We start from the raw sequence: 20,224 nt of genomic DNA on the forward strand, positions 1-20,224 counted from the left end.
GACGGGCAAGCAGGGCTTCCCGAGGCGCGGCGCTCCGCCAAAAACGGCTGGGATATTCGCCTATTCGCCGTCCATCAGGCCCAGGGACATCATCACCGAAGCGACCCCCGCCAAAGCAAAGACGCCGCCGGCGCCGGTCCCGATGGGCATCACCATATTGGAGCCGAACGCGAGCATTGCCGCGCCGCCGAGCCCGCTTACGATCGCCAGCCAATTCATGGCCCTCTCCCATGCCTTTTCGCTCTCGACCGCCGCGAGGCGAACTGAGCTACCCCCAAAACAAGCGGCGGCGAAGAACGTTCCCGCCTCTGATCGTTTTTTTAGAGATGGGGGGCGGGGTTTCGACGAGAGGGTCTAAACTTGGTGGCGCGCGAGAACTTCGCGCACGCGCGCCACCAGTTCCGCCTCGGGCGCAAGCGCCTGAGCGCGCTGGCGTAATTCCAGATAGTCGGCGCGATCCTTGCTCGCCTTGGCCAGTTCCGCGCCCAGAACGAGATCGCGGATCACGACCTGGCGACCGTTCGCATGGTCGCGCTCGTTCGAACCCTGGATGATCGCGCAATGGCTGCCGCGCTTGTCGGCATATTTGAGCTGGGCGTTGAGGCCGCTGGAGCCGAGATAAAGTTCGGAGGCGATCTCCGCCGCGCGCAATTGCGCGACCAGGCGCTGGTAATCGGCCATATGGTCGCGATCGAGCACGACGACGATAACCGGGCCGGGCTTTTTGGCGGCGGCGACGATCGGGCTGTCGATCGCGCGCAAGGCGGAGAGCAGCCGCGACACGCCGATGGAGAAGCCGGTGGCGGGGACCGGTTCGCCGCGAAAGCGCGCGACGAGCCCGTCATAGCGCCCGCCGCCGCCGACGGAGCCGAAGCGCACAGGGCGGCCGGCGTCGTCCTTGACCTCGAAGGTGAGTTCCGCCTCGAAGACGGGACCGGTGTAATATTCGAGGCCGCGCACGACGGAAGACTCAAAGATGATGCGGCCGGGGCCATAATCTGCCGCGCGGCAAAGCTTCGCTATCGCCTCAAGTTCGTCGATGCCTTCTTGGCCAATGGATGAATCGCCTACATCGTTTCTCCAGGCTCCAAACGACGCGCGTTCGTCAGGGAAAGTCTCTTCTCCGGGTATCTGCGAATATGTGGGCACTTCACCTCGACGCCTTGCCTCGGCGCTCGCGTTGACGCTGCCCGAGTGCATCCTCGTGTCGAGGTAGGACAAGACTTTGTAGACAACTTCGTCTTCTAGCCCGGCACCCTTCGTGAAGTCTCCACTTTCGTCCCTCCTACCATTGCCAAGTAGAGCGCGAACGCCATCACGTCCCAGCCGGTCTAGCTTATCGACCGCGCGCAGCACTGTTAGGCGACGACCCACATTTTCATCACCGCCGAGGCCGATCGCCTCCATCAATCCATCCAGCACCTTGCGGTTGTTGACCTTAATGACATAATCGCCGCGCTTGATCCCCAACGCCTCCATGCAATCGGCCGCCATCATGCAAATTTCGGCGTCGGCCGCGACACTGCCCGCGCCCACCGTATCCGCGTCAAATTGCATGAACTGCCGAAACCGGCCCGGGCCCGGCTTTTCGTTGCGAAACACCCAGCCCGCGCGATAGCTCCGATAGGGCTTGGGCAATTTCTCGAAATGTTCGGCGACATAGCGGGCGAGGGGGGCGGTCAGGTCGTAGCGCAGCGACAGCCATTGCTCGTCATCGTCCTTGAACGAGAAGACGCCTTCGTTCGGCCGGTCGAGATCGGGCAGGAATTTGCCGAGCGCCTCGGTATATTCGATGAACGGCGTCTCCACCGCCTCGAAGCCATAGAGCTCATAGACGGCGCGGATCTTCGCCATCATCGCCTCAGCGGCGGCGATATCGGCCGGGCCGCGATCGATGAGGCCGCGCGGCAGAGCGGGGCGGACGAGAGGGAGCGTTTTTTCGTCGGACATGAAAATTCCTGGCAGGAGCGGCTCGGTTCGAACCCCCTCCCCCCTTGTGGGGGAGGGTCGGGGTGGGGGGTCGCACGAACCTTACCGATTTATGGGGTTTTGCGAAGACCTGGAGAGGTCAGCGCGACCCCCCTCCCTAGCCCTCCCCCACAAGGGGGGAGGGGATTTCCGCGCTCTCATTCTATCGACCTGCCCTAAAGGCACGGCGCGGCGATGGCAAGGGTCGGTTCGCGCCGGCCTAGAAAAGGCCGGCGCCGATATTGATGGTGAGGGCGAGGATGATGGTGTTGAAGAAAAACGCGACGATGCCATGCGCCAGGGTCGTACGGCGCATCGACGGGGAGATGGTGTTGACGTCGGCCGTGGCGCAGGCGCAGCCGATGACGAAGGCGTAATAAAGGAAATCGCCATAGGCGGGCTCCCGGTCGCCGGGGAAGCGCAGCCCCTTGCGGTCCTGCATCGCATTGCTGGTTTCGTCGAACCTGTCGCCGTAATATTCATGGGCGTAATGCAGGGCGAACAGCAGGTGGATGAACGCCCAGGCGCTCAGAATCGTCACCGCCGTCAGGATGATATGCTCGGCTTTGTTCAATCCGGTGAGGTCCTTGACCGCGACAAGTTCGGCGACGATCGCCGCCAGAGCGGCGCATGCGGCGACCGTGCCGACCACGAGCAGCACCCATTGATTCTCGTCTTCCTGCGCCGCATGCGCCTGCATCGATTCGACGCTCGCCCGCGCCGCCATCCATCCCGCCAGAGCGATGAACAGCAAGGCGCCGGCGTTCCAGGCGAGCAGAGCGCGGGTGGCGATCCGCAGGTCGCTTGGAATCAAGAGATAGACGACGACCATGACGACTGCACAGATATAGATGCGCGGCCGATGCCGGATGGCGCCGATAAGGCCGCGGCGTCCGCGCGGGCGGCTGGGATCGGCGGGAAGCGAAGGGCTGGACATGGCGCGAGGGCTCCTGATGGGCGGGCCTGCCTTGCCCGACGCCCGATAGGGGGTCAAGCGCCGCCGCGACGGTCGAACGTCAATCGTCTCCGCCCGCCGTCTGTTGGCGCGGCAGATCATGGGCCGCCCAATCGCGTTCGGGGATTGAATCGCCGGTCGCAAATTCGAATGCCGACACCTTTTTCTGGCGCGGCGATATCCGGCATTTGAAGGCCAGATTGTACCATTTGCCATGGCTCCAGAAGGCGGCGCCGTCGGCGATAATGAGATCGTCGTCGCTCCTTGTCGCTTTCATCGCATAGGCGATCACCGTTTCCGGCTGGAACTGCGTTTCCCTCTCGCCGATCTGCAATATCGCCTCGAGATTGCACAATTGCTCCAGACGCGTGTTTGCTTCGAGCAGATCGAGCTTGGCCGCCATCTTCTTGTGGCGCGGATCGGCAAGCGCCGCTTCCGAGAGAATCTGCGTCGCTTGCCGCCATGTACGAGCGCTTTCGCGGGGCGCCGGATCAGGCCCCGGTAGCGGCGGCGCGAGCAAAACGCCGAAATCGGCGGGCGCCTGTTGCGCAGGATTGTTTTCGGCCGGCTTTTCCGCCGCATGGTCCGGCGTCTTCGCCGCATCGACGATCGCGTTGAATTGCTCGGGCGACAGGACGTCGACCGAGGTTTCCTGCGTCGGGGGCAGGTTCGCCTCGTTGGTCAGCGCAGCGGCGAGCGCGACGATGAGAAGGATATGAAGAAGGGCGGAAAGCAGCCAGGGCGCCGCTCTTTCATAACGCTCCATCGTGCGGCTGACGACGACCATCGCGTTGCAGGCGTTCCAGAACGGGAATGACGATGCAGGCCTCTTTATGGGGAAATCGGCCCGGGAATGAGGCGCTGGCGTCGGCGCCCCTATCGTCCAAAAAAGTCCGTCGCGCGCGCGCCGCGCCTTTGCGCGCGCAAATGACGCGCCCGCGCATCGCCGATCTCCGTCGCCGTCTGCCCGAGTCTCCATTTTTGTTTAAAAGAATCATAATGTTAGCTGTTTTTGCCCTGTTCTTGACACGCCATGGCCTCGACAATATGTTGCGCGCGGCCTGCAGGGGCAGGTTGACTTCGTCTCGATTTCGTCAGACGGCTTTTTTCAAGGCCGTTCATTTGCTGCTCGCCTGGCATGCCGCGCGTACAGCGATCGGTCCTCGCAACCGCATTGCGGCGGAAAGGGTCCGATGGCGGAGCGTGACGGGGGCGAAGACGACGACCGGCTTTTGCGGGCGCGGCTTGAGAAACTCTCAGGCGATCTGCGAAAGAAACGCCTGGAGTCGCCGCCGCGACCCGGCGCGGACGATGGGGACGGCTCCGGCAAGTTTGGCTCTGCAATGGGGCTTGGGCTGCGCGCCGCGAGTGAATTTGCGGCGGCGATTGTGGTTGGCGGCCTGATCGGCTGGCGGCTTGATGCGTGGTTGGGGACGAAGCCGGCTTTCATAATTATCTTTTTCATGCTTGGCGTTGCCGCCGGAGTGTGGAATGTGATCCGCGTGACATCGGCTTTCTCGCGCGGCGCGCCGGCGGCGCCGGGACAAACGGCTCCGCTGAGGGCGGAACAAAGCGCTCCGCCTGGAGCGGATGAGGACGAGGACTAGGAAACGTGGCGACATCCGGACCGGCAATCAATCCCATCGAGCAATTCTCCGTCTCGAAGCTCGTGGACGTTCATATCGCCGGGCACGATTTCTCGTTCACCAATTCGTCGCTCTATATGGCCATCGCCGTCGCGATCGTCTGTATCTTGATGATGATCGGCGCCAATGGCGGGACCGGCATACCCGGCCGTCTGCAGGCTTTGGCCGAAATGGCTTATGAATTTGTCTCGGGCATGGTGCGTTCGGCGGCGGGTGAGCACGGGATGGTGTTCTTCCCGCTTGTTTTTTGCCTGTTCATGTTCATTCTGATCTGCAATCTCGTCGGCCTGATCCCGCATGCCTTCACGGTCACCAGCCACATCATCATTACGGTGTCGATGGCGCTGCTGGTGTTCTTCACCGTCATCATCGTCGGGATCGCCAAGAACGGCCTGCATTTCTTCAAGCTGTTCGTGCCTTCCGGCGTGCCGATCTACATTCTGCCGCTGGTCGTGGCGATCGAGATCATCTCCTTCCTGTCGCGCCCTTTAAGCCATTCCGTGCGCCTGTTCGCCAATATGCTGGCCGGCCATATCACGCTGAACGTGTTCGGCGGCTTCTGCGTGATGCTGCTGGGCGCCGGCGCCGTGACCAAGGCCGTCGCCGTCCTGCCGTTCGCGATGACCATCGGCCTTGACGCGCTCGAACTGCTGGTGGCTTTCCTGCAGGCCTATGTCTTCGCGATGCTGACCTGCATGTATCTCAACGATGCGCTTCACCCCGGTCACTGACCGGCCCCTCAACCGCAACTGATGAAACCGTTCAACAACAGGAGTTTTAGATGGATCCCGTAGCAGCCAAATATATCGGCGCAGGCCTCGCCGCGATCGGAACCGGCGCCGCCGGCATTGGCGTGGGCACGCTGTTCGGCCAGTTCCTCAATGGCGCGCTGCGCAATCCGTCCGCCGTCGAGGGCCAGTTCGGCCGCCTGATTTTCGGCTTTGCGGTGACCGAAGCGCTCGGCATTTTCGCACTGCTGATCGCCTTCCTGCTGCTGTTCGCCGTCTGACGCGAAAACGTAGCTGTTTGAGCGGGGAGGGGCCACGCGCACCTCTCCGCTGTGAGGCTTGTAAGGTTTGTAAGAGATGACAGAGCCCACAAAGGCGACCCAGACCGAAGTTGGCCATGAAGCGGGCGGTCACGCCAACTTCCCGCCTTTCGACTCCTCGACCTTCCCCTCGCAGCTTCTCTGGCTGGCGATCACTTTTGGCGCGCTCTATTACGTGATGGCGAAGATCGCGCTGCCCAAGGTCGGCGCGGTGATCGAGAATCGCAAGGCGCGGATCGCCAAGGACCTCAATGACGCGGCCGCCATGCAGCAGCAGGCGGATGCGGCCGCCGCGGCGCATGAAAAAACGCTCGCCGACGCGCGCGCCAAGGCGCTGGGGGTGGCGCAGGAAGCGCGCGACAAGCTCGCCGCCGAATCCGACCTCAAGCGCAAGGCGCTGGAGGACGAACTCGCCGCCAAAATGGTCGTCGCCGAGGGCCAGATCGCGGCGACGCGCGCGCAGGCGATGAGCAATGTCGAGAGCATTGCAACGGAAGCGGCGGGCGCGATTTTCGAGCGCATTCTCGGCCGGCCCGCCGACTCCCATGCAATCGCCGCGGCGGTCGCTTCCGTCAAGCCGACCTGATCTGGAGCCGGACAAATGGAATTCGACGCCGAATTTTACGTCACGCTAGGCTTCATCGTCTTTCTGTGTCTGCTCGGATATCTGGGCGTGCATCGGATGGTGCTGTCCTCGCTCGATGCGCGCGGCAAGGCGATCGCCGACGAACTCGCGCAGGCCGCCAAATTGCGCGACGAGGCGACCGCGCTGCTCGCCAGTTTCGAGAAGAAGGCCGTCGAGGCTGAGGCCAACGCCGCCGCGATCATCGCCGACGCGCGCGCCCAGGCCGAGCAATTGGCCAAGGAAACCGCCGAGCGCATGGCCGACTTCATCGCCCGGCGCACCAAACAGGCCGAGACGAAAATCGCGATGGCCGAAGCGCAGGCTTCCGCCGATGTGCGCGCCGCCGCCGCCGATCACGCCGTCAAAGCGGCCGAGCTGGTGCTGCGCGATCAAACGCAGGGCGCGACCGGCGCCGAACTGGTGACGCGCGAAATTTCGGGGCTGAAGGATCGGCTGAATTAATTCCTTCTCCCGCTTGCGGGAGAAGGGAAACGCGGCCTGTGTCATAAAAGACCGCCATGCGCGGATTAAGTTCATGCGTCAGCTTCGCCTCTTGACCCTGCCTGGGGCGGCAAGCATTGTGGCTTTTCTTTTTCCTGGAGAGATCGACGGCCATGAGAAGCTTCGCGGTTGCGATTGTCGCCTTGCTGGCTTTGTGCGGGGCCGCTCACGCGCAAGGTTATTCGACGCCCGCCGAGCAGCGCTACAGCCCCTATAGCGCCAATCTGCCGACCTGCGACGATCCTGGCGTGCTCTCGACGATCACCGCCCGGTTCGAGCACAAGGAATCGTCCTATTGGAATTCGACGCTGCAGATCGACGGCTATGATCGCGTGCGCGAGATCGGCTTTCGCGCCAATGGCCTTGGCTATATTCCGCGCCGCTATTGCGTGGCGCGCGCGCAGGTCAATGACCTGAAGCCGCGCGCTGTCATCTATGCGATCCAGGAGGATCTTGGCATTATCGGTTGGGGCTATGGCGTCGAATGGTGCGTCGTCGGCCTCGACCGGAATCTCGCCTATGCGCCGGGTTGCCAGGCCGTGCGGCCGTTCCTTGAGCGCGAACTTGGCGAGAAAGCGTTGCGCGAGCTGTATTGAGGCGCTCCTTCTCCCGCGAAGCGGGAGAAGGTGGCCTTCGCGTTAGCGAAGGTCGCGGACGAATGCTACGCATTCGCCTCGGGTTGAGGGCCTTTCGGCGTGATGGTGCGAAATTAAGATACGGTGTTTAGGTCGGTATCCGGGGCAGCCGCCCTCATCCGTCATGCTTCGCATGCCACCTTCTCCCGATTCTCGGGAGAAGGATTGATCGTCGTCGGCTGCATGGAAACGAAAATGGCGTTTGGGCGGATCGGAATTGGTGTGGCCTTCGCCCTCGCCTTATCGGTCTGCGCGACGGCGGGCTATGCGCAGAGTTTTTGGGACAATTTTTTTCGCGGCCCCACGACGGCGCAGCCGGTCCAGACGCCTTGCGTGCTCGACAAATGCCTGAACGGCGCGGCGCAAAAGCCCGCGCCGGCGCAGGCGGCGCCCGACGCGGCGCCGACGCCCATGGCTCCGCCTGCGTCGGCGGGCATGATCGCGCCGGGCAATTTCGATTTCTACCTGCTGACTTTGTCGTGGTCGCCCGGTTTCTGCGACACGGGCGGCGCCAGCAAATCGCCCGACCAATGCAGCGTCGGCTCCAACCTCGGCTTTGTCGTGCATGGTCTGTGGCCGCAATTCCAGCACGGCTATCCCTCCGATTGCGATCCGAGCCGGCCGGTCTCGAGCGTCGCGCTGCAGGAGACCGACGGCGTTTTCCCGAACGAAGGCCTCGCGCGCTATGAATGGCGCAAGCATGGCACATGCACGGGGCTCAGCCCCGAGGCGTTTTTCTCCAGCGTGAAACGGGCGCGCGCGTCGATTGAAATTCCCGATGCGTTCAATGCGCCGCGCGAACAGCAATCCATGGCGCCGCTCGACATCCAACGCGCCTTCGTCGACGCCAATCCTGACCTGCGGCCGCAAGCGATGGCGATCGGCTGCTCAGGCGGCGAATTGCAGGAGGTGCGGCTCTGCTTCTCCAAGGATTTGCGCGATTTCGTCAATTGCCCCGAAGTCGCGCGCGCGACTTGCCGCGCGCAATCCATCACGATCGCGCCCGTCCATTGAGCGCGCGCTTTTCCCGCGCTTGCGCGGAACGCCGATGAACTATCGCCACGCCTTCCATGCCGGCAATTTCGCCGATGTGTTCAAGCACGCGATGCTCGCGCGCATCCTCGTCTACCTCACGCGCAAGGACGCGCCGCTGCGCTTCATCGATACGCATGCGGGCGTCGGGCGCTATGATCTGACGGGCAAAGAGGCGCAGCGCGCGGGCGAATGGCGCTATGGCGTCGCGCGGCTGAAGGACGCCAAGCCGCCGCCCGCCATCGCGGCTTTGCTGGAGCCCTATTTGAAAGCTGTGGGGCCGCTCGACGCGCAGGGGCGCAGCAAGACCTATCCCGGCTCGCCGGCGATCGCACAAGAATTGCTGCGCGTGCAGGACCGCATCGCCTTGTGCGAATTGCATCCGGAAGATCGCGCCGCGCTCGTCGTGCATATGGGCCATGACGCCAGGCTGTCGATCGTTGAGCTCGACGCTTATGTCGCGCTCAACGCCTGGCTGCCGCCCAAAGAGCGGCGCGGGCTCGTCCTGATCGATCCGCCTTACGAAGAGGCCAACGAGCCTAAACGCGTCGCGGAAGCGCTCGCCCGCGCTCTGGGCAAATGGCCGACGGGAACTTACGCGCTCTGGCGCCCGATCAAGGATCGCCGCGACGATGCGCGTTTCCTGAATGCGATCGCGGCGATCGGCGCGCCGGACATTCTGCAAATGGAGCTCGATGTCGGCCATATCGCACCGACGGCGCATTCGCTCGATCCGCTGACGCGCACCGGCCTTCTCGTCGTCAACCCGCCGCATGTTCTGATCGATGAGGCCCGCGCGCTGCTGCCCTGGCTCGCGACGCTGCTCGCGCGCGAGGGGCATGGCGCTTCGACATGCTCCTGGCTGACGCCGCCAAAATGAATGCGTCGGCGGCCTCCGATCCCCGCCACGCGTGGATGTTGCCTTTGGGCGTGAATTCGGTTCCGATCTAATAGTCTGCGTCAGCCAAATTGAAAGGGCGCCAATATTCCCTCCCCCCTTGTGGGGGAGGGTTAGGGAGGGGGGTCGCACTGCTCTATCCGGTTAAGGCGCAATCCTTTTATCGGCAAGGTCTGCGCGACCCCCCATCCCGACCTTCCCCCACAAGGGGGAAGGGGAAAGCAGGCGTTCCTTCAATTTGGCTGACGCAGACGACTAGATGGACTCGAAAGGAGTTCGTTCGTATGGCCCTGCCGCCCCTGTTACGCGATCGCCTGCGCCTGCCGGCGATCGGCGCGCCTTTGTTCATCGTCTCCAATCCCGATCTCGTCATCGCGCAATGCAAGGCGGGAATCGTCGGCGCGTTTCCCTCGCTCAACGCGCGGCCGGTCTCGCTGCTCGACGAATGGCTGCATCGCATTACCGAGGAACTCGCCGCCTGGGATCGCGCCCATCCCGACAGGCCGGCGGCGCCTTTCGCGGTCAACCAGATCGTCCACAAGACCAACAATCGCCTCGAGGAAGATGTCGCGCTTTGCGTGAAATGGAAGGCGCCGGTGGTCATCACCTCGCTGGGCGCGCGCGAGGACGTCAATTCCGCCATCCATTCCTACGGCGGCCTCGTCATGCATGACGTCATCAACGACCGCTTTGCGCGCAAGGCGATCGAGAAGGGCGCGGACGGTCTGATCGCGGTCGCGGCGGGCGCCGGCGGCCATGCCGGGACGCATTCGCCCTTCGCACTCATCCAGGACATTCGCGCCTGGTTCGACGGGCCGCTGGCTTTGTCGGGCGCGATCGCCACCGGCGCCTCAATCCTCGCCGCGCAAATCATGGGCGCGGATCTCGCCTATATCGGCTCGGCCTTTATCGCGACCGAAGAGGCCAATGCGGCGGCGGCCTACAAGCAGGCGATCGTCGACGGCCGTGCGCAGGACATCCAGGGGACCAATCTGTTCACCGGCATTTTCGGCAATTACCTCAAGCGATCGATCGTCAACGCCGGCCTCGACCCCGACAATCTCCCTGAAAGCGATCCCTCGAAAATGAGCTTCGGTTCGGATCGCAACGCGCCGGCCAAAGCGTGGCGCGACATCTGGGGCAGCGGGCAGGGGATTGGCGCGGTGCAGGCGGTGGTCCCGGCGGGGGAGCTTGTGGCGCGGCTCGGGCGGGAATATGCGGCGGCTAAGGCGAAGATTGCAGGGTGAATCCGCGCTTGTCGTCAAGCGATCTGATGTGTATATACTCAATGGTCTATACACATCAGGTGACGGCGCATGCGTACGAACATTGACATTGACGACGATCTGCTCGCTGAGGCGATGGTCGTCGCGGGGCTCACGACGAAGAAAGCGACGGTCGAGGAAGCGCTGCGAAGACTTGTTCGGCAATATCGTCGCCGCGAGGCGATCCGGGAAATGGCAGGCATCGGATGGGAGGGCGACCTCGACGCCATGCGGCAAGATCGGCTGGACGATCAACTCCTGTGATCGTCGTCGACAGTTCGGTTTGGATCGCCAATCTGCGCAATCTCGACATCAGGCAGGTTCGCGCTCTAAGAGCGCTTGACGATCCAGATGAAGTTCTGGTCGGCGATGTCGTGCTCCTCGAAGTTCTTCAAGGCGCGCGGGATGATGCGCGCGCGGACCAGCTTGAGAAGTGGCTGCGTCGCTTTCCGATTGTGCGGATGCTGGACGAGGAGCTCGCGGCTCGCGCGGCGCGAAATTATCGGTTGTTGCGCAAACGTGGGGTGACGATTCGCAAGACGATCGATGTCATCGTTGGCACGTTTTGCCTTGAGCACGACCACATCCTGCTGCACGCCGACCGCGACTTCGACGGAATGGCCATGCATTTGGGGCTGCGGGTGGCGTGACCTGCCCGCCGCGAGGGGCTGAGGTCGCGAACCCGGAGGAATTCAACCGCACATGAGCTGAATCCGGTGGGCTTTTATCCCCTCACCGCAACCCCGCCGGAATCTCGCGCACCGCGCCGCGCGCGGCGCTGGTCGTCAGGGCGGCATAGGCTTTGAGCGCCGTCGTGACATTGCGCTTGCGCGGTTTGGCGGGGCGCCAGGCGTCGGCGCCTTTGTGCTGCATCGCGGCGCGGCGATGCGCCAGCACTTCGTCGGACACGAGCAGCTTGATGGTGCGCGCGGGAATATCGATCTCGATGCGGTCGCCGGTCTCGACAAGCCCGATCGCGCCGCCCTCGGCGGCTTCCGGCGAGACATGGCCGATCGAAAGGCCCGAAGTGCCGCCGGAGAAGCGGCCGTCGGTGATCAAGGCGCAAGCCTTGCCGAGGCCGCGCGATTTCAAATAGCTGGTGGGATAGAGCATTTCCTGCATGCCCGGTCCGCCGCGCGGCCCTTCGTAGCGGATGACGACGACATCGCCGGCGACGACCTTGCCGCCGAGAATGCCGGTCACTGAATCGTCCTGGCTCTCGAAGATCTTCACCGGGCCGGTGAATTTCAGGCTGCCGGAATCGACGCCCGCCGTCTTCACGATGCAGCCATCCTCGGCGAGGTTGCCGTAGAGCACGGCAAGGCCGCCATCCTTCGAGAAGGCGTGCTCGAGGTCGCGGATGACGCCGCCGGCGCGATCCTCGTCGAGCTCCTCGTAGCGCGAGGCCTGGCTGAAGGCGATCTGGGTCGGCACGCCGCCCGGCGCGGCCATGAAGAATTCGCGCACCGAGGCGCCGGCGCCGCGCTTGATGTCGTTGCGCTCCAGCGCCGCGGCCAGACTCTCGGCGTGGACCATCGGCGTGTCGCGATTGAGCAGGCCGGCGCGATCGAGTTCGCCCAGAATGCCCATGATGCCGCCGGCGCGATGCACGTCCTCGACATGAACGTCGGGCACGGAGGGCGCGACCTTGCACAAAACCGGCACGCGGCGCGACAGGCGGTCGATGTCGCTCATCGTGAAATCGACCTCGCCCTCATAGGCGGCGGCGAGCAGATGCAGCACGGTATTGGTCGAGCCGCCCATGGAGATATCGAGCGTCATGGCGTTTTCGAAGGCGGCGAAATTGGCGATTCTGCGCGGCAAGACGCTCTCGTCGTCCTGCTCGTAATAACGGCGGGCGAGATCGACGATGAGGTGGCCGGCCTCGACGAACAGGCGCTTGCGGTCGGCATGGGTGGCGACGATCGTGCCATTGCCGGGCAATGCCAGGCCGAGCGCCTCGGTCAGGCAATTCATCGAATTGGCGGTGAACATGCCCGAACAGGAGCCGCAGGTCGGGCAGGCCGAGCGCTCGATCACCGCGACGTCTTCGTCGGAAACCGAGGAATCGGCCGCCGCCACCATTGCGTCGATCAGGTCGACCTTCTTGATCTTGCCGGCGACCGTAACCTTGCCGGCCTCCATCGGGCCGCCCGAGACAAAGACGGCGGGGATGTTGAGGCGCAGGGCGGCCATCAGCATGCCCGGCGTGATCTTGTCGCAATTGGAGATGCAGATCAGCGCGTCGGCGCAATGAGCGTTGGCCATATATTCGACGCTGTCGGCGATGATTTCGCGGGAGGGCAGCGAATAGAGCATGCCGTCGTGACCCATCGCGATGCCGTCGTCGACCGCGATCGTGTTGAATTCCTTGGCGACGCCGCCCGCCTTCTCGACCTCGCGCGCGACAAGCTGGCCAAGATCCTTCAGATGGACATGGCCGGGCACGAACTGGGTGAAGCTATTGGCGATCGCGATGATCGGCTTGCCAAAATCGCCGTCCTTCATGCCCGTCGCGCGCCAAAGACCGCGCGCGCCCGCCATGTTGCGGCCGTGGGTGGAGGTGCGAGAGCGATAGGCGGGCATGAGACGGGACCTTGGGGTTGAAGCTTCGGCCAAGCGGACAAAACGCCGAGCGAAGAGAGCCTTTTCGCAAAAACGCGAGGGCGCGGCAAGGATTATGCGATATTTCCGATCGAAGACGCGGTCTATAGCACTCGCTCGCGGTTTTTTGATGGAGCGGATTCTACCAAAATCTCAAGGTTCGGGACATGCAAGCGCTTCGGCGACGTGTGCTGGGTCGATCGAATCCTGAGACGCGAGGGGGGTCAAGTTCAGCCGCAAGCCAAAGCTTATCTATCATCAGCGCCGCGAAGTAATTAAACAGCGGGAAAAGGGCGAAGAGACATTGCGCGAGATCGCGGAGCAATACAACGTCTCGCATCTGACGATTTCGAGGCTGCGTCAATGATTACAGACGAGGAACTCTCTCAGTTGCCTGTCGATCCAGAATTGGCATTTGTTCAATTTGAGAAGATCGTCAGAGAGCGATTGCAGATCGAAGAGAGAAACGCTGCCCGCGGAGAATATGATCCCGACCCCTATCGCCTTGAGTATATGAACAAGGTCGCCGCTGCGGCCAAAGTTTATCAGATCGACACACTCTCGCAATTGGAGGTGCCAAACGATGCCACGAAAAAGCTCGACGGCGATCTTCAGCGGTTCGTGCGTGACGTCGATCATGTGACAATACAGATCAGAATCCATTTAGCTCGGAGCGACCGGACTGGGTCGGTCGCGCTTGATGATATGTCCAAGTCAAAAATACATCATTTTATCCAGCAAATTCGGGAAATTATCGGCAAAGCCGAACTTCCAGACGATAAGCGGGACGCGCTTTATGAAAAGCTGAGTAGGTTTGCCAAGGAGGTCGACAAAGCCAGGACTGCGTTACAGACCGGAATGGTGATATACATTGCGGTCTGCGACGGAATCGGCAAAGGCTTCACCAAGCTTGAGCCTGCGCGAAAATGGATCGACTCTATCGCCGGTGTTCTCGGGCTGGCGAAAGACGGAGAAGACCATGCTGATCACAGATTGCCACCGCCCGCGGAGCGGAAGCGTTTAGAGCCTCCCTCGCAGAGAAGGCTTCCCAAACCACAGACAGAAATAGACGACGACATTCCATTTTAGGAACCGTTGCGCCGCCATGCGAACAATGGCTCAATATCGAAGCGGATGCTGAGCGAGATGCCCGCGTTTCGGCGGGCAGCGCTCGACCTGCGGCCAAGCCGGCAAGCGTCACGACCTCTGGATTGCTTCGCTTCGCTCGCAATGACGGCTGGCGTCGACCGCATGTGATCTTGCTCTAACCCTGAAGCTCCCTCAACCTCTCCGCAAACCCCGTCCTGCACACAAACCCCAACCTTCGCTCCGCCTTGCCCGCGTCATAAACCCGGTCGATCGTCTCAAACATCGTCCATCCCAGCCGCGCATAAATCTCGGCGTAGTGCGGGAACAGCCGCGCGACGACGGCGGGGGCGTTGGCGATCAGGGCGGGGCAATCGTCGCGGGTGAAGGGCGTCTTCGCCGAGATGATGAACGTGTCGAAGCCGATCTCCGGCGCCTTGGCGAGCGCGACGATATGGGATTCGGCCATATCTTCGACGCTGGCGCGGCGGAACAGCAGTTCGTTGGTTTTGGCATTGTCGGCGCTCTGGCTCATCGCATGCGCCATATCGTCATCTTCGGGAAAGAAGCGGGCGGTGCGCAGGATGAGAATCGGCAGGCCGTGGAGTTCGTGGAACAGGCGGCAGAGATGTTCGGCCGAGAGTTTGCTGATTCCATAGATGTTGCGCGGCAGCAGCGGCGCCATATCCTCGTCGATCCACACCGCCTTGTCGGCGCCGCCCGCGCGGCCGGCGCGCGTCTCCTTGGAAATCATCAGCGACGTCGTCGAGGTCATGACGAAGCGGCTGACTTTCGATCCCGGCGCGACGGCTTCCTCCAGTAGGTTGAGCGTGCCTTGCACATTGACCGCGATGAAGGCGGCGCGCTCGTGCGTCTCGACATGCGGCTTGTGCAGCGCGCCTGAATGGATGATGGCCTCGATTTCGAAGTCGCGCATCGTCTTGGCGACGCAAGCGCGATCGGCGATCGAGCCGACGACTTGCGTTGTGGCTGAGGGAACCGGGTCGAGGCCGATGATTTGGTGGCCGTCGCGGGCGAGGCGAGGGGCGAGCGTCTGGCCGAGCCAGCCGGAGGAGCCGGTGAGGAGGATGCGCATGGGGGGTTCCAAGATAAGCTTCGCGAGAACGGGGCGCCGGATTAGACGGGCTCGAAGCCAGGCATTCGAAGCGCCTTTTGATCGAACGTCACCGTATGAGAGCAACCAGATTTGGCGCCGAGTGCTTCGATAAGCGCGTCGGCGAAGCCCAGTCCTGAAGCGAACGCCACCGACGCGATAAAAACTTCACGTTCTTGCTCGACGACGAAAGCATCAGCTTGAAGAATGCGCTCGATCGCCGCGCCGACGCTTTCTCGGTCAAGTCGGTAGGTGCGTTCGAGCACCCAGACCATTTCGACCATCGTGACGATGCTGATGAAGCCCGGATTTTCAGGCGTGAGGCTCCACTCAATGAACCTTGTCGCTTTTGGCGATTGAACGGGATCATCTTGCGTGAAGTAACGAACGAGGACGTTCGTATCGAGGCCGATCATCTGTGGTCGGGGAGAGCGGCGTCCGTCGCGCCGGCCGCAATGGCCTCATCCATCTCTTCGATTGTGGCCGGCCTCTTGCCTGCCTTCACCATCCCCCGCAATTGCGAGACCGGAATCTTCGGCAACAAGACGACACTGCCGTTGGGATGCATGAAGAACTTCACGCGGTCGCCGGGCTTCAAATGCAAATGATCCCGGATGGCTTTGGGGATCGTCGCCTGGCCTTTGGTTGTGATCGCGGATTCCATGACGCGCCCATTACATTGTTACTAATGTAATACCGGAGCGGACTCCTGTCGTCAATCGGACGTGGTCGCCTTCGACCCGCCGATATCCATTTAGTGGATGTCTAATTCTGCCAATTGTTTTCCAATCGAAACAGTGTTCCCGTGTCCGAATGACGTCCGGGTAGACGCCAGATTGCTCGCCATGGCGTTTTCGAGTGATAGCAACAAGATCGGAGTTCTCCATGCTTTCAATCCTAGCGGATGGTCTCTCCATCCAGCACGGGCCGATCTCTTGCCTCTCCTGTTTCCCCAACGGTAGCGTTCCGGGCTGCACTCGGAAGGTGGATGGATGGAGGATCGACAACGATCCGGGTTACTGGGGCGCAGCGCATCCGGAAGTGCTTGTTCTGGGTTTCAGCAAAGGTGCCAATCAGCGCTCTGCCCGTCGGTTCGATGAGATTGCTTTTCGCAATGCACGCTCAAACCTAGCGGAAATTCTTGGTGCGCTTGGCCTTATCAAAGCATCGGCTAACATCGAGGCTTGTTTTACCGCGGCTGAACCGAGACTGGGATTCGCCTCGGTCATCCGCTGTGGCCTTGGCAAGGAGGTCGGACCCGGCAGATACGCGACATCTGGCCCCGTGGCGCGCGCTGCGATTGCCAGAGGCAGTCCTGTACGCCGCTTCTTTGACGGATGCACGGAGCGTTTTCTGGGGCGCCTTCCGTCCACCGTTCGCGTTGTCATTCTTTTGGGACTCGACCAGCCGTACGTCGAGGCTCTCTTTGAACGAGTACGGGAATTGTATCCGTCGGTTCGTCGCTTGAGCCAACTCGCCTACGCCACAGCGACTGTTACGTTCGCGCACGTCATCCATCCCTCTTCTTTGGCGACGAGCCATCGCAAAAAATGGCTTCGTGACGACCAATCGTCTCTCGCGGCGAAGCGTCGGCAAGCTTGCACCGCGCTAGGCATGGCGCCAAACGAAATGGTGGTTCGTTATTGTCCGACTGTTGTCGTAAAAAAGTCTGAGGTCCAGAAAGTGCGCGCTCCCTCTCACATTTGCTCGTCAGCGAGGATTGAGGACCTCGTCGACTTGCTCCGCTTGGCGATGAGGAAGGGAATTCTGATCGCCTCCGTGATTGAAAATCAACGGACCGCGGGGCGTGATCTCAAGAAACTATTCCGACTTCGTCGCGCCGACGGAGAAGAGTTCGCCATTCAGCGCGATGGCTTGGATTTTTGTATTTGGTCCTCTGTATTGCCTGCGGACAGCACCCCGCTCGCCGAACCAATGAAAGAATATCCGCCAACAAAGACTAGGCACGCCAATCTAGGGGCTATGCCAAAGCTTCGGGGTCCGAAGAAAGATGGTACGCTCGGAGCGCGTGCCTGGATGCTGCGGTTCAGCACGCCGTTGGATGCGTTGAACTTCATTGTTCAACGGCGAGCTTCAATGAGCTGACCGCAGACTCCGTCACAAATCCGGAGCGGCGTCCCTTCACACATCCAAATTCGCGACACTCAGCGCATTGTCCTGGATGAACTCGCGGCGCGGCTCCACCACATCGCCCATCAATTTCACGAAAATATCGTCGGCCTCGTCGCCTTCCTTGATCTTCACCTGCAATAGCGTGCGCGCCTCGCGGTCGAGCGTTGTTTCCCAGAGCTGGTCCTTGTTCATTTCGCCAAGACCTTTGTAGCGCTGGAAGGTGACGCCCTTGCGGCCGGCCTCGGTCACGGCTTCGAGAAGGCCTGAGGGGCCGGAGACCTGAGTCTCGTCGCTGCGCCGCGCGAAAACGGCGGGGGCGTTGAAGGCTTCGCGCAACACGCGCGCGTGTTCGTCGAGCCGGCGCGCTTCGGCGGAGGCGAGGAGGCCCGCGTCCAGCGTCAGCGCCTGGCGCACGCCGCGCAATTCGCGCGTCAGGACATAGCCGCCCATCTCGGTGCGGCCGCTCCAGCCGCGCTCGGTCTCTTCCGAAATCGCGTTGAGCCGTTCGGCGATGAGATGGGCGCGCGGTTCGGCGTCGACATCGTCGACGGTGGCGAGCGGCTTCAGCGCGCCCGCAAGCGCGGCTTGCTCCACCGCGCGCCGGTCGTAGCGCGTGTGCAATTGCTCCAGCACATGGCGCAAAGCCCGCGCTTCATTGACGAGCGACAAGAGATCAGCGCCCGCGCGGCTCTCGCCGCCGGCGAGCCGCAGAACCGCGCCCTCAAGGCCCGTATTGACGAGATAGTCTTCGAGGCCGCGCTCGTCCTTGAGATAGAGTTCCGACTGGCCGCGCTTGACCTTGAACAGGGGCGGTTGCGCGATGAACAAATGGCCGGCCTCGATCAGCGAACGCATCTGGCGGAAGAAGAACGTCAGCAGCAAGGTGCGAATATGCGAGCCGTCGACATCGGCGTCGGTCATGATGATGATCTTGTGGTAGCGCAGCTTTTCGAGATTGAAATCGTCGCGCCCGATGCCGGCGCCGAGCGCGGTGATCAGCGTGCCGATCTGCTCGCTGCCGAGCATCTTGTCGAAGCGCGCGCGCTCGACATTGAGGATCTTGCCGCGCAGCGGCAGGACGGCCTGGAATTCGCGGTTGCGGCCCTGCTTGGCGGTGCCGCCGGCGGAATCTCCTTCGACGATGAAGATTTCGGATTTGGCGGGATCGCGCTCCTGGCAATCGGCGAGCTTGCCGGGCAGGCTGGCGATATCGAGCGCGCCTTTGCGGCGCGTCAGTTCGCGCGCTTTGCGCGCCGCTTCGCGCGCCTGCGCCGCCTCGATCACCTTGCTGACCACGGTGCGCGCGTCCGCCGGATGCTCCTCGAACCATTGCGCGAGCAATTCGTTGACGAGGCCTTCGACGACGGGACGCACTTCGGAGGAGACGAGCTTGTCCTTGGTCTGCGACGAGAATTTCGGATCGGGCGCCTTGATCGAGAGCACGCAGGTGAGGCCCTCGCGGCAATCGTCGCCGGTCAGGTCGATCTTTTCTTTCTTGGCGAGGCCTGAGCGTTCGGCATAGCCGGTGACCTGGCGGGTCAGCGCGCTGCGCAGGCCGATCAGATGAGTGCCGCCATCGCGCTGCGGAATGTTGTTGGTGAAGGGCAGCACGTTCTCGTGATAGCTGTCGTTCCACCATAGCGCGACTTCGACGACGATGCGGTCGCGCTCGCCTTTGATCAGGATCGGCGCGCCGATCAGCGCCGTCTTGGCGCGGTCGAGATAGCGTACGAAAGCTTCCAGGCCGCCTTCGTAATAAAGCTCCTCGCGCTTGATCTCGGCATGGCGCGCGTCGGTCAGAATGATGCGCACACCGGAATTCAGGAAGGCGAGTTCGCGCAGGCGATGCTCGATCGTCGCATAGTCGAATTCGACCATGGTGAAAGTTTCGGACGAGGGCGTGAAAGTGACCTGCGTGCCGCGCTTCGGCTTGCCGTCGATGACGGGCGCCGGGCCGACGATGGTGAGCCTGTCGACCGCGTCGCCATGCGCGAAATGGATGACGTGTTCGAGACTGTCGCGCCAGATCTCCAGCTTGAGGCTCGTCGACAGCGCATTGACGACGGAGACGCCGACGCCGTGCAGGCCGCCCGAAACCTTGTAGGAATTCTGGTCGAATTTTCCGCCGGCATGGAGCTGGGTCATGATGACCTCGGCCGCCGACACGCCTTCTTCGTCGTGGATGCCGGTCGGAATGCCGCGCCCGTCGTCGCTGACGGTGCAGGAGCCGTCAGCGTTGAGCGTCACCGTCACGAATTTGGCGTGGCCGGCGAGCGCTTCGTCGATTGCGTTGTCGACGACCTCATAGACCATGTGATGAAGGCCCGAGCCGTCGTCGGTATCGCCGATATACATGCCCGGCCGTTTGCGCACGGCGTCGAGGCCGCGCAGGACCTTGATCGAATCGGCGCCATAGGCGTCGCTGGCGAGGGATTCGGGGCTCTCTTGCGGGTCAGTCGGGATCGGCGTTTGATCGTTCAAAGGGCGGCCTTTTTTGGGCTGGGTGGGGGTCGAGGCGGCGGGGCGCGCGCCTCGATTCGAATTGTCGCCTATTATAGCGCGCAAGGCGCACAAATTGCACGATTTTTAGCCGCGAAAGTCGGGGGGTGAGGCGATTCAATTTGGGCGGTCTTGCGGGGCGCTAGGCGGGGGCTGTTTGGGGCGGCAAGGCAGCGTTTTTCGGCTCCCGCGCGTCATGGCCGGGCTATGTCCCA

The 20,224-nt window shown here is 62.4% G+C and carries 22 protein-coding genes; 13 read left to right on the forward strand and 9 right to left on the reverse strand.

The genetic code is table 11. The features are described from left to right. Positions 1–60: 60 nt before the first annotated feature. The 4 genes from GSQ90_RS01855 to GSQ90_RS01870 form a co-directional block, all read right to left on the reverse strand. Positions 61–219, reverse strand: coding sequence for a hypothetical protein (locus GSQ90_RS01855; protein ID WP_158812772.1), 159 nt, complete (start codon positions 217–219; stop codon positions 61–63). Positions 220–354: 135 nt separating this feature from the next. Further along, a complete protein-coding gene (gene hisS / locus GSQ90_RS01860) occupies positions 355–1,950 on the reverse strand; it encodes a histidine--tRNA ligase (protein ID WP_158812773.1) in 1,596 nt (531 codons plus the stop codon). Between the two features lie 238 nt (positions 1,951–2,188). Beyond that, the gene (locus GSQ90_RS01865) at positions 2,189–2,905 is read right to left on the reverse strand and encodes a DUF1345 domain-containing protein (RefSeq protein WP_158812774.1); all 717 of its coding nucleotides are present in this window, start codon (positions 2,903–2,905) and stop codon (positions 2,189–2,191) included. Positions 2,906–2,984: 79 nt separating this feature from the next. Continuing rightward, entirely contained in the window at positions 2,985–3,710 is a 726-nt protein-coding gene (locus GSQ90_RS01870) for a DUF930 domain-containing protein (protein WP_158812775.1), read from the reverse strand. Between the two features lie 406 nt (positions 3,711–4,116). Here GSQ90_RS01870 and GSQ90_RS01875 point away from each other — a divergent pair, with 406 nt between their 5' ends. From GSQ90_RS01875 to GSQ90_RS01925, 11 genes are all read left to right on the forward strand, one after another. Further along, positions 4,117–4,530, forward strand: a complete 414-nt coding sequence (locus tag GSQ90_RS01875) for an AtpZ/AtpI family protein (RefSeq protein WP_158812776.1) — start codon at positions 4,117–4,119, stop codon at positions 4,528–4,530. 26 nt (positions 4,531–4,556) lie between these two features. Then, a complete protein-coding gene (locus GSQ90_RS01880; protein WP_158812880.1) occupies positions 4,557–5,300 on the forward strand; it encodes a F0F1 ATP synthase subunit A in 744 nt (247 codons plus the stop codon). Between the two features lie 50 nt (positions 5,301–5,350). Further along, entirely contained in the window at positions 5,351–5,578 is a 228-nt protein-coding gene (locus GSQ90_RS01885; RefSeq protein WP_158812777.1) for a F0F1 ATP synthase subunit C, read from the forward strand. A gap of 76 nt (positions 5,579–5,654) precedes the next feature. After that, positions 5,655–6,203: a F0F1 ATP synthase subunit B gene (locus GSQ90_RS01890; protein WP_158812778.1), complete on the forward strand. Its 549-nt coding sequence runs from the start codon at positions 5,655–5,657 to the stop codon at positions 6,201–6,203. Positions 6,204–6,218: 15 nt separating this feature from the next. Then, a complete protein-coding gene (locus GSQ90_RS01895; protein ID WP_158812779.1) occupies positions 6,219–6,704 on the forward strand; it encodes an ATP F0F1 synthase subunit B in 486 nt (161 codons plus the stop codon). Positions 6,705–6,856: 152 nt separating this feature from the next. Next, entirely contained in the window at positions 6,857–7,339 is a 483-nt protein-coding gene (locus GSQ90_RS01900) for a hypothetical protein (protein WP_158812780.1), read from the forward strand. A gap of 234 nt (positions 7,340–7,573) precedes the next feature. Then, positions 7,574–8,392 carry a ribonuclease T2 gene (locus GSQ90_RS01905; RefSeq protein WP_158812781.1) on the forward strand — a complete coding sequence of 273 codons (819 nt, stop codon included), beginning with the start codon at positions 7,574–7,576 and terminating at the stop codon, positions 8,390–8,392. A gap of 34 nt (positions 8,393–8,426) precedes the next feature. Next, positions 8,427–9,290, forward strand: coding sequence for a 23S rRNA (adenine(2030)-N(6))-methyltransferase RlmJ (locus GSQ90_RS01910; protein ID WP_158812782.1), 864 nt, complete (start codon positions 8,427–8,429; stop codon positions 9,288–9,290). A 302-nt stretch (positions 9,291–9,592) separates the two neighbouring features. Next, a complete protein-coding gene (locus tag GSQ90_RS01915; protein WP_158812783.1) occupies positions 9,593–10,555 on the forward strand; it encodes a nitronate monooxygenase family protein in 963 nt (320 codons plus the stop codon). 69 nt (positions 10,556–10,624) lie between these two features. Then, positions 10,625–10,837: a type II toxin-antitoxin system VapB family antitoxin gene (locus GSQ90_RS01920; protein WP_158812784.1), complete on the forward strand. Its 213-nt coding sequence runs from the start codon at positions 10,625–10,627 to the stop codon at positions 10,835–10,837. Next, positions 10,834–11,223: a PIN domain nuclease gene (locus tag GSQ90_RS01925; RefSeq protein WP_158812785.1), complete on the forward strand. Its 390-nt coding sequence runs from the start codon at positions 10,834–10,836 to the stop codon at positions 11,221–11,223. Before GSQ90_RS01920 ends, GSQ90_RS01925 begins: the two co-directional genes overlap by 4 nt. An 82-nt stretch (positions 11,224–11,305) precedes the next feature. Here GSQ90_RS01925 and ilvD read toward each other — a convergent pair whose 3' ends face one another. Then, a complete protein-coding gene (gene ilvD / locus GSQ90_RS01930; RefSeq protein WP_158812786.1) occupies positions 11,306–13,159 on the reverse strand; it encodes a dihydroxy-acid dehydratase in 1,854 nt (617 codons plus the stop codon). Positions 13,160–13,540: 381 nt separating this feature from the next. Here ilvD and GSQ90_RS01935 point away from each other — a divergent pair, with 381 nt between their 5' ends. Continuing rightward, positions 13,541–14,266 (forward strand): hypothetical protein, encoded by a 726-nt coding sequence (locus tag GSQ90_RS01935; protein ID WP_158812787.1) that lies wholly within the window; start codon positions 13,541–13,543, stop codon positions 14,264–14,266. A 175-nt stretch (positions 14,267–14,441) separates the two neighbouring features. Here the strand turns inward: GSQ90_RS01935 and GSQ90_RS01940 are convergent, their stop codons facing one another. Genes GSQ90_RS01940 through GSQ90_RS01950 form a run of 3 tightly spaced genes read right to left on the reverse strand, consistent with a single transcriptional unit; the run spans position 14,442 to position 16,041 of the window. After that, the gene (locus GSQ90_RS01940) at positions 14,442–15,359 is read right to left on the reverse strand and encodes an NAD(P)-dependent oxidoreductase (RefSeq protein ID WP_158812788.1); all 918 of its coding nucleotides are present in this window, start codon (positions 15,357–15,359) and stop codon (positions 14,442–14,444) included. 41 nt (positions 15,360–15,400) lie between these two features. Beyond that, complete coding sequence (locus GSQ90_RS01945; RefSeq protein ID WP_158812789.1) at positions 15,401–15,793, reverse strand: PIN domain-containing protein; 393 nt, start codon at positions 15,791–15,793, stop codon at positions 15,401–15,403. After that, positions 15,790–16,041 (reverse strand): AbrB/MazE/SpoVT family DNA-binding domain-containing protein, encoded by a 252-nt coding sequence (locus GSQ90_RS01950; protein ID WP_158812790.1) that lies wholly within the window; start codon positions 16,039–16,041, stop codon positions 15,790–15,792. The genes GSQ90_RS01945 and GSQ90_RS01950 overlap by 4 nt, the downstream gene beginning before the upstream one ends. A gap of 221 nt (positions 16,042–16,262) precedes the next feature. On the opposite strand from GSQ90_RS01950, the gene GSQ90_RS01955 reads away from it, so the two are divergent. Beyond that, positions 16,263–17,483, forward strand: a complete 1,221-nt coding sequence (locus GSQ90_RS01955; RefSeq protein ID WP_158812791.1) for a hypothetical protein — start codon at positions 16,263–16,265, stop codon at positions 17,481–17,483. A 36-nt stretch (positions 17,484–17,519) separates the two neighbouring features. Here the strand turns inward: GSQ90_RS01955 and gyrB are convergent, their stop codons facing one another. Next, complete coding sequence (gene gyrB, locus GSQ90_RS01960; RefSeq protein ID WP_158812882.1) at positions 17,520–19,973, reverse strand: DNA topoisomerase (ATP-hydrolyzing) subunit B; 2,454 nt, start codon at positions 19,971–19,973, stop codon at positions 17,520–17,522. Between the last annotated feature and the right edge of the window lie 251 nt (positions 19,974–20,224).

Source organism: Methylocapsa sp. S129 (assembly GCF_009765995.1).
GTDB lineage: Bacteria > Pseudomonadota > Alphaproteobacteria > Rhizobiales > Beijerinckiaceae > Roseiarcus.